The organism is Micromonospora sp. CPCC 205558, assembly GCF_036902955.1.
Taxonomy (GTDB): Bacteria; Actinomycetota; Actinomycetes; order Mycobacteriales; family Micromonosporaceae; genus Micromonospora.
This window is the reverse complement of sequence record NZ_JBAKHR010000025.1, coordinates 70,315-96,954: the sequence shown is the minus strand read 5'-3', so window position 1 is coordinate 96,954 and position 26,640 is coordinate 70,315. Positions and strand designations below refer to the sequence as shown.

At 72.0% G+C, this 26,640-nt stretch carries 27 protein-coding genes, 1 tRNA gene and 1 pseudogene; 23 read left to right on the top strand and 6 right to left on the bottom strand.

The features are described 5' to 3' along the window. Nucleotides 1–95: 95 nt before the first annotated feature. Nucleotides 96–1,715: a DUF885 domain-containing protein gene (locus V6U86_RS25005; protein WP_334507097.1), complete on the top strand. Its 1,620-nt coding sequence runs from the start codon at nucleotides 96–98 to the stop codon at nucleotides 1,713–1,715. A 28-nt stretch (nucleotides 1,716–1,743) separates the two neighbouring features. Here the strand turns inward: V6U86_RS25005 and V6U86_RS25000 are convergent, their stop codons facing one another. Next, nucleotides 1,744–2,436 (bottom strand): hypothetical protein, encoded by a 693-nt coding sequence (locus V6U86_RS25000; protein ID WP_334507095.1) that lies wholly within the window; start codon nucleotides 2,434–2,436, stop codon nucleotides 1,744–1,746. Between the two features lie 213 nt (nucleotides 2,437–2,649). Between V6U86_RS25000 and eno the strand changes: the two genes are divergently transcribed. From eno to V6U86_RS24980, 4 genes are read left to right on the top strand one after another with little or no spacing between them, the layout of a single operon-like run. Beyond that, nucleotides 2,650–3,933, top strand: a complete 1,284-nt coding sequence (gene eno, locus V6U86_RS24995; protein ID WP_334507093.1) for a phosphopyruvate hydratase — start codon at nucleotides 2,650–2,652, stop codon at nucleotides 3,931–3,933. 32 nt (nucleotides 3,934–3,965) lie between these two features. After that, entirely contained in the window at nucleotides 3,966–4,604 is a 639-nt protein-coding gene (locus V6U86_RS24990; protein ID WP_334507166.1) for an FtsB family cell division protein, read from the top strand. A 34-nt stretch (nucleotides 4,605–4,638) separates the two neighbouring features. Further along, nucleotides 4,639–5,196, top strand: a complete 558-nt coding sequence (locus V6U86_RS24985; RefSeq protein ID WP_334507091.1) for a DUF501 domain-containing protein — start codon at nucleotides 4,639–4,641, stop codon at nucleotides 5,194–5,196. Next, the gene (locus V6U86_RS24980) at nucleotides 5,193–5,729 is read left to right on the top strand and encodes an amino-acid N-acetyltransferase (protein ID WP_334507089.1); all 537 of its coding nucleotides are present in this window, start codon (nucleotides 5,193–5,195) and stop codon (nucleotides 5,727–5,729) included. Before V6U86_RS24985 ends, V6U86_RS24980 begins: the two co-directional genes overlap by 4 nt. On the opposite strand, the gene V6U86_RS24975 is transcribed toward V6U86_RS24980, so the two are convergent. Further along, nucleotides 5,730–6,620: an alpha/beta hydrolase family esterase gene (locus V6U86_RS24975; RefSeq protein WP_334507087.1), complete on the bottom strand. Its 891-nt coding sequence runs from the start codon at nucleotides 6,618–6,620 to the stop codon at nucleotides 5,730–5,732. Between the two features lie 97 nt (nucleotides 6,621–6,717). On the opposite strand from V6U86_RS24975, the gene V6U86_RS24970 reads away from it, so the two are divergent. From V6U86_RS24970 to V6U86_RS24905, 14 genes are all read left to right on the top strand, one after another. Continuing rightward, on the top strand, nucleotides 6,718–7,758 hold the full coding sequence (locus V6U86_RS24970; RefSeq protein WP_334507086.1) for an ArsR/SmtB family transcription factor: 1,041 nt from the start codon (nucleotides 6,718–6,720) through the stop codon (nucleotides 7,756–7,758). 22 nt (nucleotides 7,759–7,780) lie between these two features. Then, a complete protein-coding gene (locus V6U86_RS24965; protein WP_334507164.1) occupies nucleotides 7,781–8,710 on the top strand; it encodes a Ppx/GppA phosphatase family protein in 930 nt (309 codons plus the stop codon). A gap of 74 nt (nucleotides 8,711–8,784) precedes the next feature. Further along, complete coding sequence (locus V6U86_RS24960; RefSeq protein WP_334507085.1) at nucleotides 8,785–9,321, top strand: hypothetical protein; 537 nt, start codon at nucleotides 8,785–8,787, stop codon at nucleotides 9,319–9,321. A 115-nt stretch (nucleotides 9,322–9,436) separates the two neighbouring features. Next, on the top strand, nucleotides 9,437–9,769 hold the full coding sequence (locus V6U86_RS24955) for a PadR family transcriptional regulator (RefSeq protein WP_030328782.1): 333 nt from the start codon (nucleotides 9,437–9,439) through the stop codon (nucleotides 9,767–9,769). Then, nucleotides 9,766–10,779 (top strand): HAAS signaling domain-containing protein, encoded by a 1,014-nt coding sequence (locus V6U86_RS24950; RefSeq protein ID WP_334507082.1) that lies wholly within the window; start codon nucleotides 9,766–9,768, stop codon nucleotides 10,777–10,779. The genes V6U86_RS24955 and V6U86_RS24950 overlap by 4 nt, the downstream gene beginning before the upstream one ends. Nucleotides 10,780–10,909: 130 nt before the next feature. Then, on the top strand, nucleotides 10,910–11,446 hold the full coding sequence (locus tag V6U86_RS24945) for an LppU/SCO3897 family protein (protein WP_334507080.1): 537 nt from the start codon (nucleotides 10,910–10,912) through the stop codon (nucleotides 11,444–11,446). A gap of 198 nt (nucleotides 11,447–11,644) precedes the next feature. Continuing rightward, complete coding sequence (locus V6U86_RS24940) at nucleotides 11,645–12,331, top strand: dienelactone hydrolase family protein (RefSeq protein ID WP_334507078.1); 687 nt, start codon at nucleotides 11,645–11,647, stop codon at nucleotides 12,329–12,331. Beyond that, nucleotides 12,324–13,064 (top strand): uracil-DNA glycosylase, encoded by a 741-nt coding sequence (locus tag V6U86_RS24935; protein WP_442935007.1) that lies wholly within the window; start codon nucleotides 12,324–12,326, stop codon nucleotides 13,062–13,064. Before V6U86_RS24940 ends, V6U86_RS24935 begins: the two co-directional genes overlap by 8 nt. A 22-nt stretch (nucleotides 13,065–13,086) precedes the next feature. After that, nucleotides 13,087–13,869, top strand: coding sequence for a DUF4129 domain-containing protein (locus tag V6U86_RS24930; protein WP_334507076.1), 783 nt, complete (start codon nucleotides 13,087–13,089; stop codon nucleotides 13,867–13,869). Beyond that, nucleotides 13,866–14,450, top strand: a complete 585-nt coding sequence (locus V6U86_RS24925) for a hypothetical protein (RefSeq protein WP_334507074.1) — start codon at nucleotides 13,866–13,868, stop codon at nucleotides 14,448–14,450. The genes V6U86_RS24930 and V6U86_RS24925 overlap by 4 nt, the downstream gene beginning before the upstream one ends. Continuing rightward, nucleotides 14,450–15,457, top strand: a complete 1,008-nt coding sequence (locus V6U86_RS24920; RefSeq protein WP_334507072.1) for an AAA family ATPase — start codon at nucleotides 14,450–14,452, stop codon at nucleotides 15,455–15,457. Before V6U86_RS24925 ends, V6U86_RS24920 begins: the two co-directional genes overlap by 1 nt. Continuing rightward, nucleotides 15,457–16,899, top strand: a complete 1,443-nt coding sequence (locus V6U86_RS24915) for a DUF58 domain-containing protein (RefSeq protein WP_334507070.1) — start codon at nucleotides 15,457–15,459, stop codon at nucleotides 16,897–16,899. Before V6U86_RS24920 ends, V6U86_RS24915 begins: the two co-directional genes overlap by 1 nt. Nucleotides 16,900–16,951: 52 nt before the next feature. Beyond that, nucleotides 16,952–17,512 carry a hypothetical protein gene (locus V6U86_RS24910; protein ID WP_334507068.1) on the top strand — a complete coding sequence of 187 codons (561 nt, stop codon included), beginning with the start codon at nucleotides 16,952–16,954 and terminating at the stop codon, nucleotides 17,510–17,512. A 102-nt stretch (nucleotides 17,513–17,614) separates the two neighbouring features. Next, nucleotides 17,615–18,946, top strand: coding sequence for an NAD(P)/FAD-dependent oxidoreductase (locus V6U86_RS24905; protein ID WP_334507066.1), 1,332 nt, complete (start codon nucleotides 17,615–17,617; stop codon nucleotides 18,944–18,946). Nucleotides 18,947–19,054: 108 nt separating this feature from the next. Here V6U86_RS24905 and V6U86_RS24900 read toward each other — a convergent pair whose 3' ends face one another. Further along, nucleotides 19,055–20,929, bottom strand: coding sequence for a hypothetical protein (locus tag V6U86_RS24900; RefSeq protein WP_334507064.1), 1,875 nt, complete (start codon nucleotides 20,927–20,929; stop codon nucleotides 19,055–19,057). Between the two features lie 101 nt (nucleotides 20,930–21,030). On the opposite strand from V6U86_RS24900, the gene V6U86_RS24895 reads away from it, so the two are divergent. The 4 genes from V6U86_RS24895 (at nucleotide 21,031) to V6U86_RS24880 (ending at nucleotide 23,309) form a co-directional block, all read left to right on the top strand. Then, nucleotides 21,031–21,111: transfer RNA gene (locus V6U86_RS24895), tRNA-Leu, on the top strand. A gap of 107 nt (nucleotides 21,112–21,218) precedes the next feature. After that, a complete protein-coding gene (locus tag V6U86_RS24890; RefSeq protein ID WP_334507062.1) occupies nucleotides 21,219–22,034 on the top strand; it encodes a Bax inhibitor-1/YccA family protein in 816 nt (271 codons plus the stop codon). 149 nt (nucleotides 22,035–22,183) lie between these two features. Next, nucleotides 22,184–22,942 carry a Bax inhibitor-1/YccA family protein gene (locus V6U86_RS24885; protein ID WP_334507060.1) on the top strand — a complete coding sequence of 253 codons (759 nt, stop codon included), beginning with the start codon at nucleotides 22,184–22,186 and terminating at the stop codon, nucleotides 22,940–22,942. Nucleotides 22,943–22,988: 46 nt separating this feature from the next. Beyond that, complete coding sequence (locus tag V6U86_RS24880; protein ID WP_334507058.1) at nucleotides 22,989–23,309, top strand: hypothetical protein; 321 nt, start codon at nucleotides 22,989–22,991, stop codon at nucleotides 23,307–23,309. A 12-nt stretch (nucleotides 23,310–23,321) separates the two neighbouring features. Here V6U86_RS24880 and V6U86_RS24875 read toward each other — a convergent pair whose 3' ends face one another. From V6U86_RS24875 to V6U86_RS24865, 3 genes and pseudogenes are all read right to left on the bottom strand, one after another. Next, the gene (locus tag V6U86_RS24875) at nucleotides 23,322–24,584 is read right to left on the bottom strand and encodes an acetyl-CoA C-acetyltransferase (RefSeq protein WP_334507056.1); all 1,263 of its coding nucleotides are present in this window, start codon (nucleotides 24,582–24,584) and stop codon (nucleotides 23,322–23,324) included. 79 nt (nucleotides 24,585–24,663) lie between these two features. Further along, nucleotides 24,664–25,476: an SGNH/GDSL hydrolase family protein gene (locus V6U86_RS24870; RefSeq protein WP_334507054.1), complete on the bottom strand. Its 813-nt coding sequence runs from the start codon at nucleotides 25,474–25,476 to the stop codon at nucleotides 24,664–24,666. Further along, nucleotides 25,462–26,525: pseudogene (locus V6U86_RS24865) on the bottom strand (SGNH/GDSL hydrolase family protein); the annotation flags it as partial. The gene V6U86_RS24870 and the pseudogene V6U86_RS24865, both read right to left, overlap by 15 nt. Nucleotides 26,526–26,640: the final 115 nt, after the last annotated feature.

Here is a 26,640-nt window from a genome sequence, read left to right as displayed (position 1 = left end):
TGGCAATAACTTCATGATCGACCGGGGCAACTTCATGATCGACCGGGACGGGCGGAACCGGCCGACCACGGCGGGGTGGTCGGTAGGGTGGGCGGGTGGAAGCGTTTGGGGTGCTGGCTGAGCGGGTTGTCGAAGCGCTGTTGGAGTCGCGGCCGGGGGTTGCCACCGCTGCCGGGGACCACCGGTTCGATGATCGGCTGCCGGACCTGTCCGCCGACGCGCTGGCCGCCGATCGGGCGATGCTCTCCGACGCGGCCAACGCGCTGTCCGAACTGGACCCGGACTCACTCGACGTCGACGAGCAGGTCGACCACGCGCTGCTCACCTCATACGTGGATCGGGAGCTGTTCGAGCTGACCGAGATCCGGTCGCACGAGTGGGATCCGCTGTCGCACAACCCCGGCCCGCTGCTGCACCCGTTGCTGGCCCGCCCGTACGCCCCCGCGGAGGTGCGGCTTACCCAACTGGCCGGCCGGCTCGCCGCCGTACCGGACGCCCTCGCCACCGCCCGCGCGACGCTGCGCGACATGCCGCGGATCCACGCGGAGACGGCGGTCGGGCAGTTCACCGGCACGGCCGCGCTGATCCGCGACGAGCTGCCGGCGTTGCTCGCCCAGGCGCCGAGTCATCTCGACCGGGTCGAGCCGGCGGCCACCGCCGCGATCGCCGCGCTGGACGAGTTCGTCGCCTGGCTGCGCGTCGGCCTGGCCGCCGACGCCGGCCCCGGCCGCGACCCACGACTGGGTCGGCGTCGCTGGGAGGCCCGGCTCTGGCACACCCTCGACACCGAGCTGGGCGCCGCCGAGATCCAGCGGCGCGCCTGGGCCAACCTGGACCGGGTCACCGCCGAGATCCGTGAGGCGGCCGTCGAGCTGGTCGGTGGCCCGGCCGACGACGCGTCCGTACGTCGGGCGCTGGACCTGCTCGCCGCCGAGCACCCGAACGACGCGACGATCGTCGAGCTGGCCGGGGTGACCCTGGACGAGGCGACCGACTTCGTCCGCGCACACGACCTGGTCACCCTGGTCGACGACCGGTGCGTGATCCAGGAGATGCCGGAGTTCGCCCGGGGGGTCGCGGTGGCGTACTGCGACGCGCCCGGCCCGCTGGAGACCGCCGTCCTGCCGACCTTCTACTGCATCGCGCCCACCCCGTCGGACTGGCCGGCACAGCGGGTCGAGTCGTTCTACCGCGAATACAACGACCACATGATCCGCAACCTGACGGTGCACGAGGCGATGCCGGGGCACTTCCTCCAGCTCGCCCACGCCCGGCGCTACGTCGGCGGCACGCGGGTCCGCGCGCTGGCCGAGTCCGGCCCGTTCATCGAGGGCTGGGCGGTCTACGCGGAGGAGATGATGACAGGGCTGGGCTTCGGCGGTCTGCCGGTGCGGTTGCAGCAACTCAAGATGCAACTACGGATGACCATCAACGCGCTGCTCGACCAGTTGGTGCACGCCGAGGAGCTGCCCGAGGCCGAGGCGATGGCGTTGATGACCGGGCGCGGCTTCCAGGAGGAGGGCGAGGCGGCCGGCAAGTGGCGGCGCGCGCAACTCACCTCCACCCAGCTCTCCACCTACTTCGTCGGCTACAGCGAGGTGGCCGACATCGCCGCCGCCCGCCCGGACGGGGTGTCGGTCCGCGACTGGCACGACGCGATGCTCGCCCACGACTGCCCGCCCCCGCGCCACCTGCGCACCCTGCTCGGTCTCTGAGAACGCGCCGCGGGGGCGGCGGGGTCGGTCAGGAGCCGCTGGGGCGACGGTCGACGACGCCGGCGCCGGCGGGCGGGTCGAAGGCGCCCTCGTCCACCGTCGCGGAGTAGCCGCTCAGTGCCAGCTCCATCGGTTTGCCGTCGACCGGGCCGGTGAAGCTGCCGAGCACGCCCTCGGTGGTCACGCAGGCGGTGAAGTCCCCCGACGAGCTCTCCACCGCCACGCAGGCGGCGTGGTGCCCGGCGACGGTGGTGTCGCTCTGCTTGATGACCGCCTGCGGGTCGAGCGCGGCGGAGGTGAGCAGCCCGACCACCACCGGCGGCGTGACGAGGCCCTGCCGGTTGGCCTCGCTGAACAGCGTCACGGTGGGCTTGCTGCCCGGGGTGGGCGGGACGTTCAGCGTGCACTCCGGGCGGGCGCCGGCTGTCGTGCACCGGGTGATGGCTTCCGGGGTGACGGTGAGTTGCCCGCCGGGGTAGGTGTACGTGGATCGCGTCGGGTCCTGGGCCTGCACGATCGCGGCGCGCTGGCCGCCGGGCAGCTGGTACTCGGCCGAGTAGGTCAACTCCAGTGCCCGGTCGAGCCGGGCGGCGAGGTCGTTGACGAGTTCCGAGCGGCCCATGGCGACTCCGGCGTCCTCGAATGTCTGACAGCCGGTGACCGTGAGCGACGCGATGACCGACACGGCGAGCATGCGGAGGGTGGTCGAGGCGGCGGGCATGGCGACAAGCCTGGTGGATTTGGTCCGTGCAGCGCAAACCCGTTGCCGGTTGAGGCCCGGAAATCCGGGAATGTCCGTCGGCGCGGGGCGACCGGGGTGCGCGGGCGACGCCGTGCCCGTTCGCGCCGCCCGATACGCTGCGTTCAACACCTGCCTCAGCCGCACCGTCGCGGCCCACCCACGGACCGGATCACAACAACGAGGAGCGACTTAGTGGCAACCATCGAGGGAATCGTCGCCCGGGAGATTCTCGACTCGCGGGGCAACCCGACTGTCGAGGTCGAGGTCGGTCTGGACGACGGCACGGTGGCCCGCGCCGCCGTCCCGTCCGGCGCCTCCACCGGCGCCTTCGAGGCGATCGAGCTGCGCGACGGTGACGCCGACCGCTACCAGGGCAAGGGCGTGGAGAAGGCGGTCTCCAACGTCGAAGACAAGATCGTCGACCAGATCATCGGGTACGAGGCCAGCGAGCAGCGGCTGATCGACCAGAAGATGCTCGACATCGACGGCACCGACAGCAAGTCGGAGCTGGGCGCGAACGCCATCCTCGGGGTCTCCCTGGCGGTGGCGAAGGCCGCTGCCGGCAGCGCCGAGCTGAGCCTCTTCCGCTACCTGGGCGGCCCGAACGCGCACCTCCTGCCCGTGCCGATGATGAACATCCTCAACGGTGGCGCACACGCCGACTCGAACGTCGACATCCAGGAGTTCATGATCGCGCCGATCGGCGCGCCCACGTTCCGTGAGGCGCTGCGCTCGGGCGCGGAGGTCTACCACGCGCTGAAGTCGGTGCTGAAGAAGAAGGGCCTGTCCACCGGGCTCGGCGACGAGGGTGGCTTCGCGCCGAACCTGCCCACGAACGCGGCGGCCCTGGACCTGATCGCCGAAGCGGTCGAGAAGGCCGGTTACCGGCTCGGCACCGACATCGTGTTCGCGCTCGACGTGGCGGCCACGGAGTTCTTCGACAACGGCACCTACACGTTCGAGGGTGCCGCGAAGTCCGCCGAGGAGATGAGCACCTACTACACGAAGCTGGCCGACGAGTACCCGATCGTGTCGATCGAGGACCCGCTGGCGGAGGACGACTGGAGCGGTTGGCAGACGCTGACCGCCTCGATCGGCGACCGGGTGCAGATCGTCGGTGACGACCTGTTCGTGACCAACCCGCAGCGCATCGCCCGCGGCATCGCGCAGAAGGCGGCGAACGCGGTTCTCGTCAAGGTCAACCAGATCGGCTCGCTGACCGAGACCCTGGACGCGGTGGACCTGGCCCACCGGGCCGGCTTCAAGTGCATGATGAGCCACCGCTCCGGCGAGACCGAGGACACCACCATCGCCGACCTGGCGGTTGCCACCGGCTGCGGCCAGATCAAGACCGGCGCGCCGGCCCGTTCGGACCGCGTCGCCAAGTACAACCAGCTGCTCCGGATCGAGGAGGAGCTGGCCGACGCGGCGCGCTACGCCGGCGCTGGCGCGTTCCCGCGCTACCGTTCGGCCTGAGACGCACGAAGCCTCGGGGGAGGGGTGTGACGATGCAGCAGCGCCGCACACCGGGTGGTCAGCGTCCCGCCCGTCGGCCGGGTCAGTCCGGTCGGCCGGGCGGCGGGCGCTCCACCCGGGGATCGGTCCGGGAGGCCGGCGTACGCGCCGAGCCGCGCGCCGCCGGTCGCGCGCCGGGTGCTGCCCGGGGCGCCGAGGGCGTGCGCTCCGCGAACCGTCCGGCCGCCGCTCGGCGTACCGCCGCCGGTGGTGCTGTGAAGCGGCTCGCCGCACCCCACCCCCGTCGCTTCACCGGCCGGGCCACAGTGCTGTTCGCGGTCCTGATCGCGCTCGCTCTGGCCTACACCTACCCGGTCCGGGTCTACCTGGACCAGCAGGCCGACATCGAACGGATGGAGGCCGCCCAGGCGGTGCAGGAGCGGGAGATCGCGAAGCTCGCCGAGAAGGCCGCGAAGTGGCAGGACAAGGCGTTCATCGAGACGCAGGCTCGGGAACGGTTCTTCATGGGCCGGCCGGGCGAGAAGATGATGGTGGTGCTGCACGACCCGGAGGGCGCTGCCCGGGACGCTGGGAAGGCACCCGGTTCGGCAGCCCCGGCCGCCCCGGTGACCTGGTATGACACGCTCTGGTCGAGCGTGCGGGCGGCGGACAGCCAGCAGCCGGGCAAGTGATCCACCGACCAGCACACCAGGAGAGATGGGCACCGTGACTGTCGTACCACCGTCGGAGCCGGCGGCGGATTCCGTACCCCTGCCGCAGCATCAGCCGGCCACCGAGGCCGACCTGGCCGCGGTGTCCGCACAGCTCGGCCGGACGCCCCGGGGCACCCGGGCGGTCGCCCACCGTTGCCCGTGCGGCCTGCCGGACGTGGTGGAGACGACTCCCCGCCTCGCCGACGGCACCCCGTTCCCGACCCTCTATTACCTGACCTGCCCCCGGGCCACCGCGGCGTGCAGCCGACTGGAGTCGGCGGGGCTGATGAAGGAGATGGCGGACCGGCTGACCACGGACCCGGAGTTGGCCGCCCACTACCGTGCGGCGCACGAGGACTACCTCACCCGCCGGGAGGCGATCGGCGAGGTGCCGGAGATCGCCGGCATCTCGGCCGGCGGAATGCCGGGCCGGGTGAAGTGCCTGCACGTTCACCTGGGTCATGCGCTGGGCGCGGGCCCCGGGGTGAACCCGTTCGGCGACGAGACGTTGGAGCTGGTCGAGCCCTGGTGGTCGGCAGGGCCGTGCGTGGACGTGCCGGCGGCCGAATGAGCACGCCGGCCGGGTCCGAGGCACCCGAGAGTCAGATCCTCGTACGCCGGGCCCGCACCGGGGACGTGCGGGGCATCCGGCGACTCGTCGACACCTACACCGACGACCGGCGGCTGCTGAGCAAGGCCACCGTCACCCTCTTCGAGGACGTGCAGGAGTTCCGGGTCGCGGTCCGGGCCGAGGACGACGTCGTGGTGGGCTGCGGTGCGCTGCACGTCATGTGGGAGGACCTGGCCGAGATCCGCACGGTGGCGGTGGACCCGTCCTGCCGGGGCCAGCGGATCGGTCACCGGCTGGTCGGCGAGCTGATCGACGCGGCCCGGGAGTTGGGCGTGGCCCGGATCTTCGTGCTCACCTTCGAGACCCGGTTCTTCGGTTCGTTCGGCTTCCGCGAGATCGACGGCGCTCCGGTGCCGCAGCCGGTCTACGAGCAGTTGCTGCGCTCGTACGACGAGGGCGTCGCGGAGTTCCTGGACCTGGAGCGGGTCAAGCCGAACACGTTGGGCAACACCCGGATGCTGTTGCGCCTGTGATCAGCCCTTGCGGGGGTGGGCGGCGAAGAAATCCCACATCAGGTCGGTGGCGGACAACCCCGCGGACGATGCGGCGAGTTGGCCCTCTTTCGCGCCCGGCCAACTGTGACCCATGTCGGCGAGCGTGTAGACGCTGACCTCGCTGCCGTCTGCGCAGCCCGCCACCGTGTGCGTCACACCCGGCACCCCGGATGGCTTCGGGCTCGGCCGACAGTTGAGCCGCTGCTGCCAGGTCCGCATGCCGGTCTGGAAGATCGAGGCGTACCGGTCCTGACCGCCGATGAAGGTGATCACGGAGACCGGGCTCTTCGGCACGTAGCTGTCGGCCGTGGTCAACTCGCCGCTGTAACCACCGCTGACCACCCCGATCGCGGCGAACGTGCCACTGCTCTCCACCGCCGCCCGGAAGCTCATGTCGCCGCCGTTCGAGATGCCGGTGAGGAACACCCGGTTCGGGTCCGCGTGCCAGGTCTGCACCAGATGATCGGTGAGGGCGTTGAGGAAGCCGACGTCGTCCGCGCTGCCGCAGCAGATCAGTGCGTTGAAACCGCCGCCCTGCCCGTCGGGGTAGGCGACCAGCACGTTGTCCTTGTCGGCCCTGGCGTCCAGGCCCGCCAGCTCCCGCAGGGAGGATCCGGTGCCGGGGTAGAAGTGCAGCGCGATGACCAGCGCGGAGGACCTGTTCGGGTCGTACCCCGCCGGCGCGTGCAGCAGATAGGCGCGGTCGAGCCCGTTGTGTTTCAGGGTGAGCTGGTGGTCGCCGGCCGCGGGCCGTTCGCTCGATGCGGACGGCGCGGCTGGCGGGGCCGACGAGGGTTGCCCCCGCTCACCACAAGCTGCGGCCACGACGATGAGGCAGAGCCCCGTCAACACTGCCACCGATCGCCGCACGCCGGTCACCCCCCGTCGACCCCGCCGTCCACACTGGAGTTGGTCCGGCTGGGTGGCAACCCTTTCGGTCCTGGCCGAAGGCGGGCACGCTGTTGCCATGCTTCGCCTCCAGCTCGGGTCGGCCGACCTGTGCCGGGTGCGGTTCGCCGACCGGCTCCATCCGGTCGGGACCGCGCTGCTGGCCGGTCAGTGGCTGCGCGATCCCACGGTCGCGGCACTGGCACCGACGCTGGCCGAGCGGGCGGCGGCGGCCGAGGGCACGGCTACCGCCCAGGCTGCCACCGCGATCCTGCGGCACCTGCTGCCCGACCGGGGGCGTCTGCCGGACTTCGTCACACCCTTCGACGGTCTGGAGTCGGTGGAGGCCGGTCTGGAGGCGATTCGGGCCACCCCGGCACGGCGGGTCCGCGCCGAGGTCACCATGGCGTACGCGGACACGCCGGTCAGCCCGCTGCGGCGGCGGTTCGCGGCGGCCGACCCGGAGGTGCTGGAGCTGTTCGGCGGGGCCGTGCGGGCCTGGTTCGGCGCGGTGCTCGAACCGCACTGGGCCGAGCTGACGTCCGCGCACCGCCAGCAGGTGGCGTCTGCCAGTCAGCGGCTGGCGCAGCATGGCCTGGCCAGCCTCTTCGCGGGTCTGCACCCGGGGATCCGGTGGCGGGAGCCGGTGCTGGAGGTGAGCACGTGGTGGGACGCTGATCTCCCCGGCACCGGCCACGGGCTGATCCTGCTGCCCTCCCCGTTGGCCGGGCCGCGCCCCCGGGTGCTGGTCGAGCAGGGTTACCCGGTCCTGCTCGTCTATCCGGTGGTCATGCCCACGCGCGGGGCCTCTGCTGACGACGATTCCCTCGGCCGGCTGCTCGGCGTCACCCGGGCGCTGGTGCTGCGCCGGCTGGCGGCCGACGGCGGGTTGTCCACCACCGTGTTGTCCCGGGCGGTCGGGATCAGTCTCTCCTCGGCCTCGGAGCACGCCCGTGCGCTGCGGGCCGCCGGTCTGGTGGTCAGCGTGCGGGAGGGCGGGTCCGTTCGACATCACCTGACGGCGCTCGGGGCGGGGTTGTTGCGGGGCTCGGCGGGCGATTCGGGTGCGGCGTGGCCAACGGCCGGCCAAGCCACCGGGTGGCCGCCCGTCCTGCCGTAAGGTTGCTGCCGTGACGACGCGTGTGGCGGCCATCGACTGCGGGACCAACTCGATCCGACTGCTGGTGGCCGACCTGCCGGACGCCTCGGCCGGGCCGCAGGCGCCGCTCGTCGATCTGACCCGGCGGATGGAGATCGTCCGGCTGGGGCAGGGTGTTGACCGCACCGGCCGACTGGCGCCGGAGGCGATCGAGCGGACCAGGGTGGCGTTGGCGTCGTACGCCGCCGACATCGAGAAGCTGGGTGCCCAGCGGGTGCGCATGTGCGCCACCTCGGCCTCCCGCGATGCCGCCAACGCCGCCGACTTCACCGAGATGGTGCAGGCCACCCTCGGCGTGGCGCCCGAGGTGGTCAGCGGGGACGAGGAGGCACGGCTGTCGTTCACCGGCGCGGTGCGCGGGCTGCCCGCCGACGCGAAGGAGCCGGTCCTCGTCGTCGACATCGGTGGCGGTTCCACCGAGTTCGTGGTCGGTGACCGGGCCGCCGGGGTGCGGTCGGCGATCTCGGTGGACATCGGCTGCGTCCGGATGACCGAGCGGCACCTGCCCGGTGACCCGCCGACACCCGAGCAGGTCGCGGCCGCGCAGGCCGACATCGCGGCGGTGGTGGACCGGGCGCTCGCCGTGGTGCCCGGTCGTGAGGCGGCCACCCTGGTCGGCCTCGCCGGGTCGGTCACCACAGTGGTCGCGCTCGCGCAGGGCCTGCGCGAGTACGACCCGGAGCGCATCCACCACGCCCGGGTGTCGTACGAGGAGGTCGCCCGGGTTACCGCTGAGCTGCTGGGTCAGACCCGCGAGCAGCGGTTGGCGAACCCGGTTATGCACCCGGGCCGGGCCGACGTGATCGGTGCGGGAGCGCTGGTGCTTCGCGTGATCATGGAGCGGGCCGGAATGCCGTCGGTGGTCGCCTCGGAGCACGACATTCTCGACGGCATCGCCTGGAGCCTCCAGTAGGTGGCGTACTGATAGTGGTCGAACCGTGACCGGTCCGAGGCCGTAAGCAGACGACGAGCTGTGACCGTGGGTGAATGGCCCCGTACGCAAATTCGACGACGCGCCGGGCGGTCGGCCTGCTGGCCGTGGCGGCGTTCCTGGTCGGTGGACTGACCGGATGCTCGCCCGAGAGGAAGGGCATCACCGGGCTGACTGTCGACAGCGCCGGCCGTCCGTTCGCGGCAGTGGCCTGGTGCGCGGACCAGCCACCGGAGGTCCTGCTGCTCTTCCGCAACCGGGAGACGGCGTCACCAACCCCGTCGGTCCCGGCGATGTCGACGCTGACCTATCCGGGGCTGAGGTTCGCGGTGCCGCGTACCGCGACGTCGCCCGCCACCGTGCCCCTCGATGGTTTCCCGCCGGAGCCGGCCGTCGCGTCTGACGTTGTCTTTGCGATGTACGCGGTCGCCGATGACAACAGCTTCACCACGCACCGGGTCTCCTTCCGCCTCGCTGAACTGATCGACCTGGCGCCCGGATCGGTGCTGTTCAGCGACATCGTCGACGGCGAGGAAGTGCAGCAGAACGTCTCTCTCGAGGAGTTCGCGCGTCGGGGCGAGAGTGAGTGCTGATGGCTGGTGGCGAGCCCTTTGCGGGAATCGACACGAGATCGGCGGGGTAGGGATCATCGGCGTGTCGGGCCGAGTTCGTTGACGCTATTACGCATTGCGCAGTAGTGTGCAATGCGTGGACACCACACAGTTGCTGAAGGGCGTGCTCGACATGGCCGTCCTGGCCGTGCTCCGAGAGGAGGACGGCTACGGTTACGACATCCTGCGCCGGTTGCGCGAGGCCGGCCTGGAGGAGGTCGGCGACGCCTCGGTCTACGGGACGCTGCGCCGCCTCTTCGCCGCCGGCCTGCTCACCACGTATGTCGTGCCGAGCGAATCCGGGCCGCACCGCAAGTACTACTCACTCAACGCCGCGGGGCGTGACCAGCTGACCCGCTCCGGCAAGCTCTGGCGCTCGTTCGCCACCACCATGGACAGTCTGCTCGACGATCGGGGGATGGCGGCATGACCGTCGCGGAGCAGGAGATCACCGACTATGTGGCGCGGGTCCGCGCCGCTCTGGCCGACCTGCCCGCCGGGCAGCGCGACGAGCTGACCGAGGACCTGGCCGACCACCTCGCCGAGGTCGCCGCCGAGTCCGAGGGCACCCTCGTCGAGCGGTTGGGTGAGCCCGAGACGTACGCCGCCGAGCTGCGCGCCGCAGCCGGTGCCGCGCCGGGCAGCGGGCGCAACCTCGACCAGCGGGTGGCGAGCGCGATGGTCCGGGCCCGCGGCAGGCTGCGCACGCTCGACACCCGGCTCGGCCCACCCCTGGGGTACGCGACGGCCAGTGACTTCCTCCGACTGCTGCGCCCGGCCTGGTGGGTGCTGCGCGGCTACCTGGCGGCGATGCTGGTCACGGTGATCACCACCGGTGGCGAGTTCGGGCTGCTGCCGAGGTTCGGTGGTGAGCTGCTCGCCGGCCTGATCATGCTGATCGGCTTCGTGCTCGGCTCCATCTGGATCGGTCGTAGTTCGGCCCAGCTGACCCGCTGGCCGCGCTCGGCGGTGCAGGTCGGCAGCGCGGTGCTGGTGGTCTTCGCGTTCACCGCGTTGATCCAGGCCGAGGACCGGATGAGCTACGGCGACTACGGCTACGACCAGACCTCTGTCGACAGCCCGTACGACCGGATCCGGGACGTCTTCGTCTACGACAGCGAGGGTCGCCTGGTGGAGAACGCCCGCCTCTTCGACCAGAACGGCAACCCGATCCGGCTCGGCTACCCGGACTGCGCGGAAGAGGTCTACGACAAGCCGATCCTGCGGGCGTACCCGTACTGCCCGGAGCAGGCGCCCTTCGTGCCCCGCGCGCCGGGCGCGCCCCTCCCGCCCGCGTCACCGGACCCGACCGGCACGGCCGACCCGAGCGGTACGGCGGACCCGACCGGCACGGCGGACCCGACCGGCACACCGCTGCCGACCGGCACGCCCACCGGCCTGCCACCGAGCGGGACGCCAACCCCCACCCCGACCCGTTGAACCAGGATGTGAACTGGATCATGTGGTGGAAGCTGGGAAATAGCTGAACGGACGAGGTGAGCGGGACGGCACCGGAAATCAATGATCGTTACGGTGTCGTCTGCTCATCAACCCCTCGGAAGGAACCCCCGTGTCAGAGCAGGTCGCACCGCCCCCCGCGCCCGACGCCGCAACCCCTGAGCCGGCCGTCGAGACGCCACAAGCGGCCGCGCCGCAGCAGCCAGCCGTCGAGTCGCCACAAGCGGCCGAGCCGCAGCCGGCCGAGCCGAAGGCGGAGAAGTCCGGTGCCAAGAAGGCCCTCGGCATCGTCGGTGCGGTCCTCGCGATCGTCGTGATCGCCGGCCTGAAGTTCGGCGTCGCCTCGGCGATCGGCAACTACTTCAACAAGGACGAGACCGCCGACGCCAAGGCCGGCGACTGCATCGCCGAGCTGCCCGAGGTCACCGGCACCGAGCAGGAGGAGGTCGACGGCGCCAAGGTCGTCGAGTGCACCTCCACCGACGCGGCGTACAACGTGGTGGGTCGGGTGAACGGGCAGAGCGAGGCTCAGGCCAAGGCCGACACCACCTGCAACGAGTTCTTCAAGGAGGGCGAGGAGGGGTACATCTTCTCCAGCATCGAGCCGGGCAAGACGGGCTACGTGCTCTGCCTGACCAAGAAGGTCTGACCGGAGCGGTAGACCGGTATCGACGGCGGCGGGAGAGACCCCGCCGCCGTCGGCGTACCCGGAGTCACCGGCTGGCGAACAGGAGGTGAATGCCACTGTTCCGGCGTCTTCCCGACGGCCGCGCGGCGTGGCAGGCTACCGGCACGTAGGACCACTGGGCGACCAGCCAACGATGACTGACCGCTAGGAGGACGGCCCATGGGCGAAATGGTGAGCTACCGCAGCAACGGGGGCACGAGCGAGGGGTATCTCGCGATACCCGCCAGCGGCACGGCCAGCCCCGCCGTCATCGTCATTCAGGAATGGTGGGGTCTGGTCCCGCACATCCGGTCGGTGGCGGACCGGTTCGCCGAGGCCGGGTTCGTGGCCCTCGCCCCGGACTTCTACCACGGTGAGACGACCAGCGAGCCGGACGAGGCACAGCGGCTCCTGCTGGCAATGCGGATGGACGAGGCGGCGAAGGACATCGCCGGAGCGGCCGACTATCTCGCCGGGCGGCCCGAGGTCACCGGTAAGGTCGGTGCCGTGGGCTTCTGCGCCGGTGGCAGCCTGGCCCTCTGGTCGGCCACCATCTCCGAGCGGATCGTCGCCACCGCCGGTTTCTATCCCGTGCTGCCCTGGGCGTCGATGAGCCCCCAGTGGGCCGACTACGCCGGCAAGGCGGCGGTCATCCACTGCTCCGAAGAGGACGGCACCTCGGCCGACGAGGGCGTACAGACCGCCCGTCGGGCCATCGAGGAGGCCGGCGGCGACTGCCACCTCTACGACTACCCGGGCACCTCGCACGCCTTCTTCAACGACGACCGGCCGGAGGCGTTCGACCAGCGCGCCGCCGCCAGCGCCTGGGCTCGCACCCTGGAACTCTTCCGGGCCAAGCTTGGCTGAGACGCGTACCCCCGAACAGGTGGTCGCCCGCGCAGCGCGGGCGACCGACCTGGCCGACCTCGACGCGGCGGTGAGCGACTGTTTCGCCTGCCCACGGCTGGTCCAGTGGCGGGAGGAGGTCGCCCGCACCCGCCGGGCCGCCTTCCGCGACCAGGAGTACTGGGGTCGGCCGGTGCCGGGCTTCGGCACCGGTGACGCGCGGATCGCCATCCTCGGGCTGGCGCCCGCCGCGCACGGTGGCAACCGCACCGGCCGGATCTTCACCGGTGACCGGTCGGGTGACGTGCTGTTCGCCGCGCTGCACCGGGCCGGGCTGGCCAACCAGCCGACCAGCGTCGCCGCCGACGACGGGCTCACCCTGCGGGATCTGCGGATCTTCTCGGCCGTCCGGTGTGCACCTCCGGACAACAAGCCCACCCCGGCGGAACGGGACAACTGCGCACCATGGCTGCACCGTGAGGTCGCGCTGATCCGGCCCACGCTGCGGGTCGTGGTCGCGCTGGGCGCGTTCGCCTGGGCCGCGTGGTGGCCGGTGCTCCGTGCGGTGTACGGGCAGCGCCCGCCCAGCCCGCGACCGGCGTTCGGTCATGGGGCACACTGGTCCGGCACGGACGCTCCGGACTTGCTGGGCTGCTACCACGTCAGTCAGCAGAACACCTTCACCGGGCGGTTGACACCAGGGATGTTGGACGACGTCTTCGGCCAGGCTAAACAGCTGGCCGGGGTGGGCTGAGACGACGCGTGGGGTGGTGGCGATGACAGACGGAACCCGCCCGCCCACGCCGGCACCGTTCGCCGAGCCGGTGCTGCGTCCGGTGCTCGGCCTACTCCGCCGGTGGTGGCCGGTCGGCGCGGTCGCCGTCCTGCTCGCCGGTGCCGCACTGGCGTCCGCTCACTCGTCGATCGGAGCCAGCCGGATCCCGCCGGCCGCGGAGAACGTGCCCTGGGTTCCCGAGTACCCGACCGTCGAGCCGTCACCGTCCATCCCGATCGAGCCACGCGACGCGGGCGAGGCCACCCAGGCGCACATTCCGCAGTGGGTCGGCACGGTGGCGGTAGTCCTGCTCGGGCTGGCCATCCTCGCCGCGCTCGGCTACCTCTGCTGGATCCTGGTCCGCGGCGCGCTGCGCCGCACCACCCGGGCACTACCGGCGCAACGGGCCCGTTGTACCGCCGAGGGCACCGCCCGCGAGGTCGTCGCCGCCCTCGACGCGGGCCTGGTGGAGCTCGACGACCGGGACACCGACCCTCGGGTGGCGGTGATCGCCTGCTGGGTGCGCCTGGAGGAGACCGCCGCCGCGGCAGGCGTCCCGAGGCTCACCGGTGACACCCCCACCGACCTGGTCAGCAGGCTGTTGCAGGGCGACCCGGCGGCGGGCGTGCCGGCCATCGTCAGCACCGACGTGCTGGCCGAGTTCGCGTACGTCTACCGGGAGGCCCGGTACGCCACCCACCCGGTCAACGAACGCACCCGGGACCAGGCCCGCGCCGCGCTTGTCCGGTTGCGTGGAGAACTGACGGCGGCGGTGACCTCATGAGCAGCACCAGCATCGACGATCTGCTCGCGTTCGAGGAGGAGGGGGCGCCGGCCGGTCCACGGGCACGTGACTCCCGGTGGCGCCCGGTGTTGCGCTCGCTGGCGTGGGCCGCCGCGCTGGTCGCGGTCCTGCTCGTCGGCCTCCGCGCGGTGGGCCTCCAGGTCTCGCTGCCCGTACTGATCGCCGGCGTGCTCGCCGTGCTGGCGGTGCGCCGGGTCACCGCCCTGCTCGCGCCACCGCCCCCACCGCCCGCTGGTGGTCGGGCCGGCACGGGCGAAGAGGACGGCAGCTACAACTGGGCTGCCCGGGACGCGCTGCGAAGCGCCATCAACCGGTGGGAATGGCCGCTCGACTGGTCCTCCAACCGACCCGAACGGTTCACCGGGACGGTTCTGCCCCGGATCGGTGAGCTGGCCGACGAGCGGATGCGGCTGAAACACGGCGTGACCCGTGAGTCGGATCCCGCCCGCGCTCGCGCCCTGCTGGGTGATCGCCTGTGGACGTTTCTGGAGACCCCGCCTCGCCGCACCCCGTCGCCGCGCGACCTCGCGGTGATCGTCGCCGAACTGGAGAGTATTTGATGAACGACGTGGACCGGAGCATTGCCCCCGCCGAGGTCGGGCACCTGGCTCGGGCGGTCCTGGACGCGGTCGGCACCGTGGTGGTCGGCAAACGGGACGCGTTGGAACTGGTCCTCGCCGGCATCCTCGCGGGCGGGCACGTGCTCCTGGAGGATCTGCCGGGGCTCGGTAAGACGCTCACCGCCCGCTCGTTCGCCCAGGCGCTCGGGTTGGACTTCCGGCGGTTGCAGTTCACCCCCGACCTGCTTCCCGCCGACGTCACCGGTTCCTTCCTGTACGACCAGCGCAACGGCGACTTCACCTTCCGCGCCGGCCCGGTCTTCACCAACCTGCTCCTCGCCGACGAGATCAACCGGACGCCGCCAAAGACCCAGTCCGCGCTGCTGGAGGCGATGCAGGAGAAGCAGGTGTCGGTGGAGGGCGTGACCTACAAACTGGACGAGCCGTTCCACGTGCTGGCCACCGCCAACCCCATCGAGTACGAGGGCACCTACCCGCTACCCGAGGCGCAGCTGGACCGGTTCCTGCTGCGGGTCTCGTTCGGTTACCCGCAGCACGAAGAGGAATGGGAGGTGCTGCGTCGCCGGATGAGCCGTCGCCGGGAGGAGGCGGACATCAAGCCGGTGGTCGACGCCGCCACCTTGCGGGCCATGCAGGCCTCCCTGGAGGACGTGGTGGTGGAGGACTCCATCGGCCGCTACATCGTGTCGCTCACCGCAGCCACCCGGGAGCACCCGTCGGTCCTGGTCGGCGCCTCACCTCGCGGTTCGCTGGCGTTGCTGCTGCTGGCCCGGGTCCGCGCGGTGTTCGGCGGCCGGGACTACGTGGTGCCGGAGGACGTCAAGTCGGTGGCGGCACCCGCCCTGGCGCACCGGATCACCCTGCGCCCGGAGATGTGGTTGCGCCGGGTCGATCCGGCGTTCGTGGTGGGCGAGGTGCTGGAGGCCACCCCCGCCCCGGCCAGTGGCGCCCTGCCCAGCTACGCCGCCGGCGGGCCCCGGCACTGATGACCGAACCGACCGTGCCGAGCGCCACCGAAGCGGAACCGGCCGCCGGCTGGGCGCCCACCCCGGCGCTGGGCCGCGCGGTGCTGCTCGCCGGCCTGCTACTGGTGGCCGGCGTGCTGCTGGGCCGGGTGGACCTGATCGTGCTGGCCGCCCCGTTCGCGCTGGGCACCGCGTACGCGCTGCGTCGACGGCCCACGGCGCTGCCCCAGGTGTGGATCACCCAGGGCGACGGCGGGCCGCTGGTCGAGGGCCGTGACGTGGCGGCGGCGGTGAGCGTCGGGAACCCGGACACGGTCGACTACGACCTGGTGGTGATGCGGTCCCGGGTGTCGCCGTGGTTGCGAATCGACCGGGCCGGCTTCGCCAGCGACGAGGCTGCTGACGACGGGGAGCGGAGCGCCGTCCCGGCGACCGGGTTGACAGCTCCGGGCAGGAGTGGAGGCCGGTCCGTCGCGGATCGACCGTTCGTGGCCTCGGTGCCGGTGGGTGCCGCGGTGGACCTTCAGTTGGCCGGGAAGGCCCTGCGCTGGGGCCGGCACCCGATTGGCCCCGCCGGTGCCCGGGTCGCCACGGCGGGCGGCCTGCTGGTCTCCCGGGCGGTGATCACCGAGCCGGTCCGGGTGCGGGTGTACCCGCGTACCGAGCCGTTCGACGCGGTGGAGGCGATGCCCCGCGCCGCCGGCCTGGTCGGGGCGCACCACTCCCGCCGACCGGGAGAGGGCGGCGAGTTGGCCGGCGTACGCGTCTTCGCCCCCGGGGACCGGCTGCGCCGGATCGACTGGCGGGTCTCGTTGCGGGCCCGGCAGCTGCACGTGGCCTCCACCCTCTCCGACCGGGACGCGGAGGTGGTGGTGCTGCTCGACGTGCTCGCCGAGGCGGGCCGCTCCGGCGGGGTGGACGGCGCCGCCTCGGTGCTGGACACCACCGTCCGGGCCACCGCCGCGATCGCCGAGCACTACCTGCACCGTGGCGACCGGGTCTCCCTGCTGGAGTACGGGCCGGCCGCTCGCCGGCTCCGGCCGGCCGCCGGGCGGCGGCAGTACCTGACCGTCCTGGAGTGGCTGCTCGACGTCCGGGTCCACGCGTCCGCGCACGAGCCGTACGACCAGGTCTTTGGCCCGCAGTTGCTCTCCTCGGACGCGTTGGTGGTGGTGCTCACCCCGCTGCTGGACGAACGGTCGGCGCAGATGCTCGCCCGGTTGGCCCGCGGCGGGCGGTTCGTGGTGGCCGTCGACACCTTGCCGACCGACCTGGTGTCACCGAAGGACCGGGGTTGGGCCGAAGTGGCGTACCGGTTGTGGCGCCTGGATCGGGAGATCATGATCGGGCAGCTCCGGGAGCACGGCGTACCTGTGGTGCGCTGGGCCGGCGCCGGCAGCCTGGACCAGGTGCTGCGGGATGTGGCGCGCTTGGCAACGGCCCCAAGGGTGGGTGGCCGGTGAGCGCGAGGAGTGAGCTTGCGAGCCCCGCAGTCGCGAACGAAGGGCGGCGCAGGTGAGCGCCGTCACCGGGCGGGTTCGGGCGGCGCAGAACGCCGTCGCCCGGATCAGCGTGGCCCCGCTGCTGGTCCGGGCCTCGATCTTCGTCATCGTGCTTGCCGGGTTCGTCCTGGCGTTTCCGGCGGAGGTGCTTTCCGGCCGGCCGGCCTTCTTCCTGGCGTTCGCCGCGTTGTTGCCCGCGTTCGGGCCGCGTCGGCTCTGGGCGACCTTCACGGCGTTGGTCACGGTCGGCGGTTGGCTGGTCGCCACTGACGGGTACGGCCGCCCGGTCGCCCTCTGGCGGCTGCTCGCCGTCGCGGCTCTGCTCTATCTGGGTCACACCCTCTGCGCGCTGGCTGCGCTGTTGCCCTACGACGCGGTGGTCGACCCCGAGTTGATCACCCGCTGGTTGTTGCGGTCGGCCGCCGTGCTGCTGGGTGCCGCCGTGCTCGGCGTGCTGTTGTTGCAGGCGGCGGGGACGGGTGGGGGAGCCGGATACCAGTGGGTCACCGTGCTGGGGCTGCTGGTGGCGGTGGGGACGGCAGCGTTGCTCGGCTGGCTGTTGCGGCGTCGGTGACGGCTGCGATTTGAGGGTTACGCAGGTCACATGGGTTGTGCTCCGTCACAGATGGGGGGCGCGAGCGGGATTACCTGAGCCGGCCGGGGAAAGATAGACAACGTGAATCCGAAGCGGATCCTTGTGGTTGGTGCCGGGCACGTCGGTCTGTACGCCGCCCTGCGCCTGTCGAAGAAGCTCAGCTCCCGTGAGGCTGAGGTCATGGTGGTGGACCCCCAACCACACATGACCTATCAGCCGTTCCTGCCCGAGGCGGCGGCGGGCAACATCTCCCCGCGGCACTCCGTGGTGCCGCTGCGGCGAGAGTTGCGTCGGTGCAAGATGGTGGCCGGCACGGTCACGCGGATCGAGCACGACCGCAAGGTGGCCACCGTGCAGCCGATCAGCGGCCCGGCCCGGGAGATCACCTACGACCACGTGATCGTGGCCCCGGGGTCGGTCTCCCGCACCCTGCCGATCCCCGGCCTGCACGAGCAGGGCATCGGGTTCAAGACCATCGGCGAGGCGATCTACCTGCGCAACCACGTGCTGGATCGGCTCGATGTGGCGGCCGCCACGCCGGATCCGGACGTCCGCCGTTCGGCGCTGACCTTCACCTTCGTCGGCGGTGGGTACGCCGGCATCGAGGCGCTCGCCGAGATGGAGGACATGGCTCGCGACGCCCTGCGCTACTACCCGGAGCTCAAGCAGGACGAGGTTCGCTGGGTGCTGGTCGAGGCCACCCAGCGGGTGCTGCCCGAGGTCGACCGGGACATGGGTGCCTACACCGTGCAGCAGCTGCTGAAGCGGAACATGGACATCCGGCTGGACACCCGGCTCGAGTCCTGCGTCGACGGGGTGGTCAAGCTCTCCGACGGTGACAGCTTCCGCTCCGACACGATCGTCTGGACGGCAGGTGTGAAGCCGTCGCCGATGCTGGACGCGACCGACTTCCCGCGCGACGACCGTCGGCGGATCACCTGCCTGCCCACGCTCCAGGTGGTCGACGGTGACCAGGTGGTCGAGGGTGCCTGGAGCGCCGGTGACTGCTCCGCTGTGCCGGACCTGACCAAGGAGCCGGGCAACTTCTGCTCGCCGAGCGCTCAGCACGCGGTGCGCCAGGCCGCCCGGATGGCCGACAACATCGTGGCCGTGATCCGGGGTCGCGAGCCGGTGGACTACAAGCACAAGCACGCCGGCAGCGTCGCGAGCCTCGGTCTGCACAAGGGCGTGGCCCAGGTGTACGGAATCAAGATGACCGGTTGGCCGGCCTGGGTGATGCACCGCACGTACCACATGAGCCGGATCCCGTCGTTCAACCGCAAGATCCGTGTGGTGGTGGACTGGTCGTTGGCGTTCTTCCTCAAGCGTGAGGTGGTCGCCCTGGGCCAGTTGCACGACCCGCGCGAGGAGTTCGTCGAGGCGTCCCAGCCCGTAGGCGCGCCCCGAGTCTGACCCAGCCCCCACTGACCCCGCCGATCTTGCACTTCCGGATGCCGTAATGCGCCTTCTGGCGCGTCTTGTCCGGACAGAAAGTGCAAGATCGGCGGGGTTTTGGGTGGGCTAGGGGCCCGGATGGACGCGCCAGGTCCAGGCGTCGGCTACTCGGGTGGCGGGGCCGTAGAGCTGCTCCAGGGTGGCGCGCAGGCTTTCGACGTGGGGGGCATCGTCGGCCAACGCCACGCAGGAGGCATTCCAGAAGTCCGCGTCGCGGGCGGCCTGGCGGCGCTGCTCATCGGCGATGGCCGGCTGGTCGCCGCGCCGGGCGACATCCGCCAGTAGCGCGGAGGTGGGCTGCTTGAAGGTGCCCATCGCCGCGGTGTCGCCCCTCCCGTACGGGCCGATGAAGAAGCCTTCCGGCAACCCGAAACCGGCGTCGGCGGCTGTCGCCCAGCGCATCGGCCAGGGCTCCTTCGGGGTGGGCAGCGGCACCGGGACCAGCACCCCGCCCGGCGGTACGCACTGCCGCCAGTGGCCGCCGGTGATGAATTCCGGCACTGCCGGTCGTCCGGTGGTCGGCAGGGGAGTCGGGAAGATCGGCAGCAGCGCCATGCCGACGGCCAGTGGCACCAGCCGTCGGGCCCGACCGGAGCTGCGCAGCGCCCGGTCGACCGCGAGCACCAGCAGCGTCGCGACGATCGGCAACAGCGCCAGCGCGAACCGCATCGGCAACGCCCCGTCCACCACCGGCAGCGCTCCGATCAGGGCGTACGGACCGGGGATCGCCGTCTTGGTGCCGCCGAGCACCACCTCCGGGCCGAGCGAGAGCGCCCCCATGACCAGGCCCGCCACAACGCAGGCGAAGACCAGCCGGCGTCGCCCCGCCCAGGTCGCGCAGACCGCGGCGACCAGCAGCAGTGGCCAGCCGAGGAACGTGTTGTACTCGGCCGGGCCGGTGGTCAGTCGGGCTGATTCGTCGCTGCCGGCGACCGACAGCGGGGAGAGGTTCCACCAACTGCTCAGGTCGGCGGAGAAGTAGGCCGGGGTGAACATCCCGTCGGCGACTCCCTGCGGCCCGGCGAACTGGAACCACAGCGGATAGGCCAGAACCAGCAGGGCGAGCCCGGCGGCGATGGCCAACCCGCCGGCGAACCCGGGGAGCGCCCGGCGGGCCAGGTCCCGGTCCGCGACGGCGTAGCTGATCGTCATCACCAGCAACGTGATCGCGGCGAGGAAGAGCACCTCCTCGCCGATGAAGACCTGCGCGGTGACCGCGCCGGCCAGCCCCGCCGCGGAGGTGAACAGCCGCCGACGGTCCGACCCGGTGGTTCGGGTACGGCCGGCCTCGTCGGCTGTCACAGGCGGCCCCGGGTCGGAGGCCCGCAGCAGCCGGACCACCAGCCAGACGATCACCGGCACCAGCCACTGGGCGGTCATGTGCAGGTGGCTGTTGGTCTGCGAGACCATGCCGGGCCCGAATCCGCACAGCCCGCCGCCGAGTGCGGCGGCCACCCGGCGGGCGCGCAGCGTCCGGTGGAACAGCAGGTACCAGGCGAGTGCGGTGCCGGCGAGGTTGGCGGCGGCGAGCAGCGCGAAGGTGACCGGTGCGCCCAGCAACAGGGTGACCGGCGCGAAGAGGACGCCGAGTGCGATCACCGTCGTGTTGGCCATCAGGTTGACCCCGTCGGGGGCGTTGAGCCGGTCGGTGAGCAGGTCGAAGTCGCCGAGCAGCGCGCGGGCGTCCACCGCCAGGAACCACTCGTAGAGGGCCTGGTCCTCCGGGTTGAGCGCCAGGGTGCGCCCGCCCGGGTCGGGCCACAGCCCGTGGGTGAGCCAGCCGGCCAGCACCGCGAAGACCAGAGCGGCCAGGAGGTCCGCCCGGTGGCGGCGGACGGCGGCCAGCAGCCGGGTGGCCCGAGGTCGGCGGTTGACCTGATCGGCGAGGCGGAATGCCTGCTCAGGGGCGGCGTCGGGGGCCGTGGGGGCTGCGCTGCTCACGGCATCGACCCTAATGTGGCCAGGCCGACGGGGTACGCCGGGTTGCCGCAGACCGGCTACGGTGACACTGCACCAGGCGTGTCGGCGCGCCGGTGCCACCCGCCCGGGTGGTGGAAAGGCAGACACGGCCGCCTTAAAAGCGGCTGCCGAAAGGCGTGCGGGTTCGACCCCCGCCCCGGGCACCGGTCGAATCACCCATTCCTCATTCGTGATCTCCAGGACTTGGCTGTGCCGTTTACTCTTGGAGGGCACGTTCACGTGCAAACGACCCCCTGAGGGAGGCCAGACAGTGAAGACCTCGAACCCGGTGCTCGCCCGGCTCGGCCAGGCGGCCGAGCGGGAGCGCTCCGCCGGGTACGCCCCGGCCGGGCCGTACGGACAGCCCGGCATTCCCCAGCAGTACCCGTCCCAGGCCGGTTACCCGGCCGCGCCGCCGACCGTGGCGCCGATGACCGTCGACGACGTCGTCGTCAAGACGGTCGCTCTGCTCGGCATCCTCGGCATCACCGCCGCGGCCGCCTGGGTGCTCGTGCCTGACGCGCTGGTCGGTACAGCCTGGATCGGCGCGGCGGTGGTCGGCCTGGTCCTCGGCTTGATCATCTCGTTCTCCCGGATGGCCAACCCGGCGCTCGTGATCGCGTACGCGGTCGTCGAGGGTGTCTTCGTCGGCATGGTCAGCAAGGCGTTCGAGACGCGCTACGACGGCATCGTGCTCCAGGCCGCCGCAGCCAGCTTCGGCATCTTCTTCCTGATGGCGATGCTCTACAAGGCGAAGGTCATCCGGGCCACCCCGGCCTTCGTCAAGGGCATGATCGCGGTGATGACCGGCCTCTTCGCGGTCATGATGATCAACCTGGTGCTGGCCCTGTTCGGCGTCAACACCGGCCTGCGCGACGGGAGCAAGCTGGCCATCGGCTTCAGCCTGGTCTGCATCGTGGTGGCCTCGCTGAGCTTCGTGCTCAGCTTCAAGGAGATCGAGGACGGCGTCCGGATGGGCCTGCCGCAGCGCTACTCCTGGGTGGCCGCGTTCGGCATCCTGGTCAGCCTGGTCTGGCTCTACATCGAGATCCTGCGCCTGCTGAGCTACTTCCAGGGCGACGACTGACCTCGTCCGCACTGCCGACCGGCGCCCGTCCCCACTCCGGTGGGGGCGGGCGCCGTCGTCCGCGCCGTTTGCCCGCCGCCGCCGGTCCGCCCGGGGCAGAGTGACTGCGAGGACACCTGCCCTGGGGTACGGGGGCGAAGGAGGCGGCGGTGCGCAGCAACAACCCGGTGCTCAACCGGCTGGACGAGACCGGCCGGGTGGAGGCCCGGGTGCTCGGGTCGCGGGACGTCGAGCCGATGACCGTCGACGACGTGGTGGTCCGTACCGTCGGGTTGCTGCTCGTGACCGGCGCTACCGCGGCGGTGTCCTGGGCGGTGATCCCCGACGCCGTGTGGCTGGGCGCCGCGCTGGCCGGCAGCGCGCTCGCCTCGATCGCGCTGGTCCTGGTCATCTCGTTGCGGGGGATCACCAACCCGGTGCCGATCGTCGGCTACGCCATCCTTCAGGGCCTGCTGCTCGGGGTGGCGAGCCGCACCTTCGAGCAGGTCTATCCGGGCATCGTGGTGCAGGCGGTGGCCGGCACCTTCGGCGTCTTTCTCGGCATGGCGGCGCTGTACCGGGCGCGGGTGATCCGGGCGACGCCCCGGCTGGCCCGCCTGGTGATCGGCACCGTGCTCGGCATCGCCGTGCTCAGCGTGGTCAACCTGGTGTCGTACCTGATCACCGGGCGGCCGGGCCTGGCGGTCTACAGCGTCAGCGGGGAGGTCGGCTGGCTGCCGTACGCCTTCTCGGTGGTGGCCATCATCGCCGGGGCGTTCAGCTTCATCCTCGACTTCGATCTCGTCGAGCGATCGGTGCGCGACGGCCGAGCCCGTCGGTACGCGTGGCTGAGCGCGTTCGGCCTGCTCACCGGGTTGGTCTTTCTCTACTGGCAGCTGCTGCGGCTGCTCAGTTACCTACGCCGCTGACCGGCCCGGCCCGGCGCGGTCCGCTGTCGGCCGTAGACTCGCGGCGATGAGCGCAGCGGAGTTGGCCAAAGCCGTGCAGTTGTTGGTCCGTCAGATCGCGCACTGGCAGCAGCCGCGGTGGGCGGCGGTCGCGACGGCCGGCAACGTGTCCCGCGCCGATCTCGTGCACCGCCTGGTGCAGGAGATCGCCAACCTCGCCGCCGACGCCGAGGGGGAGCCCCGGCGGGTGGTGCCCCGGCTCGACAACGACCTGGCCCTGCCCGACCAGCTGCGGGTGGTCACGGCGGACCTGCTGGCCGCCGACCCGGGGGCCGAGGCGCTGACCCGGGCCGCCGCCGAGGTGACGGCGACCCGCAGCGCGCTCTGAGGGCGGCTCGGCTCAGCTGAGCCGTTCGAGCACCATGGCCATGCCCTGGCCACCGCCCACGCACATGGTTTCCAGACCGATGGTCTTGTCGTGCCACTCCAGTGCGTTGAGCAGGGTGCCGGTGATCCGCGCGCCGGTCATGCCGAACGGGTGCCCGACGGCGATGGCCCCACCCATCACGTTCAGCTTCTCCTCCGGGATGCCCAACTGGCGGTAGGAGGGGATGACCTGCGCGGCGAAGGCTTCGTTGATCTCGACGAGGTCGACGTCGTCGATTGTCATACCGGCGCGGCGCAGCGCCTGCCGGGACGCCTCGACCGGTCCGAGACCCATGATCTCCGGCGACAGGCCGGTCACACCGGTCGAGACGATCCGGGCCAGCGGGGTGAGCCCGAGCTCCTCGGCCCGCTGGGCGCTCATCACCACCACGGCGGCCGCGCCGTCGTTGAGCGGGCAGCAGTTGCCGGCGGTGATCCGACCGTCCGGGCGGAACACCGGCTTCAGGCCGGCGACCGCGTCGAGGGTGACGCCGGCCCGGGGCCCGTCGTCGGTGCTCACCACGGTGCCGTCCGGCGTGGTGACCGGGGTGATCTCCCGGGCCCAGAAACCGTCGGCGATGGCCTTCTCGGCGAGGTTCTGGCTGCGTACGCCGAACTCGTCCATGTCGGCGCGGGTGACGTCGTACACCTGGGCCAGGTTCTCCGCGGTCTGCCCCATGGTCAGGTAGATGTCGGGCAGCTCACCGGCCTCGCGCGGGTCGGTCCACACGTCGGCGCCGCCCTGCGCGCGGCGCTTCGAGCGCTCGCGGGCCGACTCGAAACGCGGGTTCTCCCAGCCACCGCCGACCAGGGCCTGTGCCTCGGGTGGCAGCCCGTCGGAGCTGCCCCGGGCGTAGCGGGAGACCATCTCCACACCCGCGGAGACGAACACGTCGCCCTCGCCGGCCCGGATCGCGTGCATCGCCATCCGGGTGGTCTGCAACGAGGACGCGCAGTAACGGGTCAGCGTGGCACCGGGGACAGTGTCCAGACCGAGGAGGGTGGACACCACCCGGGCCATGTTGAAGCCCTGCTCGCCGCCGGGCAGGCCGCACCCGAGGTAGAGGTCGTCGATCGTGGTCGGATCGAGTGCGGGGATCTTGTCCAGTGCGGCCTGGACGATGGTCGCGGCGAGGTCGTCGGAGCGGACATCGCGCAGGGACCCCTTGTGCGCCCGGCCGATGGGGGAGCGGGCGGTGGCGACGATGACGGCGTCGCGGGACGACTCAATCGGCATGGACCAACGTTAACCCGCCGGTAACTTGGCACGGAAGAAGCCGGCACGGCGGGAAATGTCACCAGTGGCCGGCGACGATCTAGCGCCGGGTCGTCGCCGCCGCCGCGGCGACGATGGCGGGCAGCAGCGCGTGCGCCCACACCCGGTAGCCATCGGCGGAGGGGTGGAAGCCGTCCGGGCAGAGCGTCCCCGCGTCGGCCCGGAACACCGGCCCGGTTTCGGTGCCCAGGTCGACCACCGACCCGCCCGCCTGCAACACGGCCGTGGTCTGCGCGCGGGCCACCCGTCGCCCGGACCAGCCGACCACCTGGCGCAGCGGAGGCGCGATCGCCCGTACCGCGCCGAGGTCGGGGCAGGTCCCCACCACCACCTCGACGCGCGCCTCCCGCAGCCGGTGCACCGCCGCGCCGAGATAGGCGGACGCGTCGGAGGGCCGGCGCAGCCCGGTGGCGTCGTTCGCGCCGATCAGGATCAATGCCACGTCGGGCCGCTCACCGAGCAGGGCCCGGGCGACCTGGGTGGCGAGGTCCGTCGAGCGGGACCCGGAGACGCCGACGCTGGACAGCTGCACCCGGCGGCCGGTCGGGCCCTCGGCGAGCAGGTTGGCCAACTGCCCGCCGATGGTGTCCTCCAGACGGTCGACCCCCACACCCAGCGCCGACGAGTCGCCGAGCAGCACCAGTCGCAGCGGAGGAGCGCCCGCCCGCCCGATCGTGGCGCGCAGGGCCAGGCCGAGCTCCGGTTGGGCGTAGCGTCGGTGCCGGGCGACGAACGCCTCACCGGCGAGCACGGCGGCGCCCCCGACGGTGCCGGCGAGCAGCGAGAACGCCGCCGCCCGACCCAGTCGGCCGGCGAGGCCGGAGGTAACGCTCCGCGCGCTGCGCTCGTTCATGCCAGTCCCTCCACTGTCGAGGTGTCCGAGGCGGACCCATGCTGCGGCACCGCGCCGACACCGAAGAAGGCCCGTCGGCGCAGCTGCGCCCACCGGCCGGCCGGCCCTCGGTCGCGGCCCCGCACCTGGACGCCGCTGACCTCCGTGCCGGGGTGTCGAGCCGCCTCCTGTGCGGCCTCCGGCAGCGACCGTACGCCGTCGCGGCGCGTCGGTGTGGCCCGTCGTTCCGGGGTCGCGCCGAGGGCGGAGAGCATCGTCGGCAGGAGCGCGGCGGCGGCCATCGCGTACCCCTCGGCGGAGGGATGGAACCGGTCCCAGGCGAACATCCGGGTCGGCTCGGCCGCGAAGCGGGGGCCGAGCAGGTCACCGAGGGAGACCGTCCAGCCGCCCGCCTCGACCACGGCCACCGTCTGGGCGGCGGCGAGTTGGCGGCTCCAGCGGTGCGCCAGCCAGCGCAGAGGTGGCTGGATCGGCCGGATCGCGCCCAGGTCGGGGCAGGTGCCGACGACCACCTCGCAGCCGGCGTCGCGCAGGGTGTGCACCGCCTCGACCAGGTAGCGCACCGCCAGGCCGCGCGGGGTGCGGTTGGTGATGTCGTTGCCGCCGATGAGGATCACCGCGATGTCGGGTCGGCACTCCAGCGCGGCCTCCACCTGGTGGCGCAGCGCAGCCGAGATGGCGCCGACCACCGCGAAGCGGTGCAACCGCACCGGCCGGTGCAGTCGACGGGACAGGCCGGTGGCGAGCAGCGCTCCGGGCGTCTCCCGCCGACGATGCACCCCGTAGCCGGCGGCCGACGAGTCACCGAGCACCACCATGGTGAGCGCCGGACCGGGGAACTTCGCGCCGTACATCCCATCGCAGCGGGGTGGCGGCGCCTCGGCCATCGGGATGGTCCGTCGAGCCTGGCGGGCCTGGCCGAGCAGCACCCCGCCGGTCGCCACCACGGCCGCCGCGGTGGCGCCCGTCCCGATGGCTGCCAGCCGGACGAACCGCCGGGCCTGCCGCCAGCGTTCACCACCGGGTACGACGGAATCTGCCACCCCCATACCGCGACATTATCGCGCTGGCCCGACACCCCGCTGTCGTCGTGACGGCACGCGAGTGCCTGGAAACCGACGCGACGGGGTACCTGAGGGGGTGCGGCCGGCCGACTTGCGCCGA

Bases quoted from the DNA above. Each gene is read 5' to 3' on its own strand.
- V6U86_RS24980 (WP_334507089.1), top strand. From the start codon at position 5,193: ATGAGCACGCCGGCCGGGTCCGAGGCACCCGAGAGTCAGATCCTCGTA.
- V6U86_RS24960 (WP_334507085.1), top strand. From the start codon at position 8,785: ATGGCCCCGTACGCAAATTCGACGACGCGCCGGGCGGTCGGCCTGCTG.
- V6U86_RS24870 (WP_334507054.1), bottom strand. From the start codon at position 25,476: ATGAACGAGCGCAGCGCGCGGAGCGTTACCTCCGGCCTCGCCGGCCGA.
- V6U86_RS25000 (WP_334507095.1), bottom strand. From the start codon at position 2,436: ATGCCCGCCGCCTCGACCACCCTCCGCATGCTCGCCGTGTCGGTCATC.
- V6U86_RS24950 (WP_334507082.1), top strand. From the start codon at position 9,766: ATGACCGTCGCGGAGCAGGAGATCACCGACTATGTGGCGCGGGTCCGC.
- V6U86_RS24875 (WP_334507056.1), bottom strand. From the start codon at position 24,584: ATGCCGATTGAGTCGTCCCGCGACGCCGTCATCGTCGCCACCGCCCGC.
- V6U86_RS24920 (WP_334507072.1), top strand. From the start codon at position 14,450: ATGAACGACGTGGACCGGAGCATTGCCCCCGCCGAGGTCGGGCACCTG.
- V6U86_RS24880 (WP_334507058.1), top strand. From the start codon at position 22,989: ATGAGCGCAGCGGAGTTGGCCAAAGCCGTGCAGTTGTTGGTCCGTCAG.
- V6U86_RS24970 (WP_334507086.1), top strand. From the start codon at position 6,718: ATGCTTCGCCTCCAGCTCGGGTCGGCCGACCTGTGCCGGGTGCGGTTC.
- V6U86_RS24915 (WP_334507070.1), top strand. From the start codon at position 15,457: ATGACCGAACCGACCGTGCCGAGCGCCACCGAAGCGGAACCGGCCGCC.
- V6U86_RS24925 (WP_334507074.1), top strand. From the start codon at position 13,866: ATGAGCAGCACCAGCATCGACGATCTGCTCGCGTTCGAGGAGGAGGGG.
- V6U86_RS24940 (WP_334507078.1), top strand. From the start codon at position 11,645: ATGGGCGAAATGGTGAGCTACCGCAGCAACGGGGGCACGAGCGAGGGG.
- V6U86_RS24930 (WP_334507076.1), top strand. From the start codon at position 13,087: ATGACAGACGGAACCCGCCCGCCCACGCCGGCACCGTTCGCCGAGCCG.
- V6U86_RS24990 (WP_334507166.1), top strand. From the start codon at position 3,966: ATGCAGCAGCGCCGCACACCGGGTGGTCAGCGTCCCGCCCGTCGGCCG.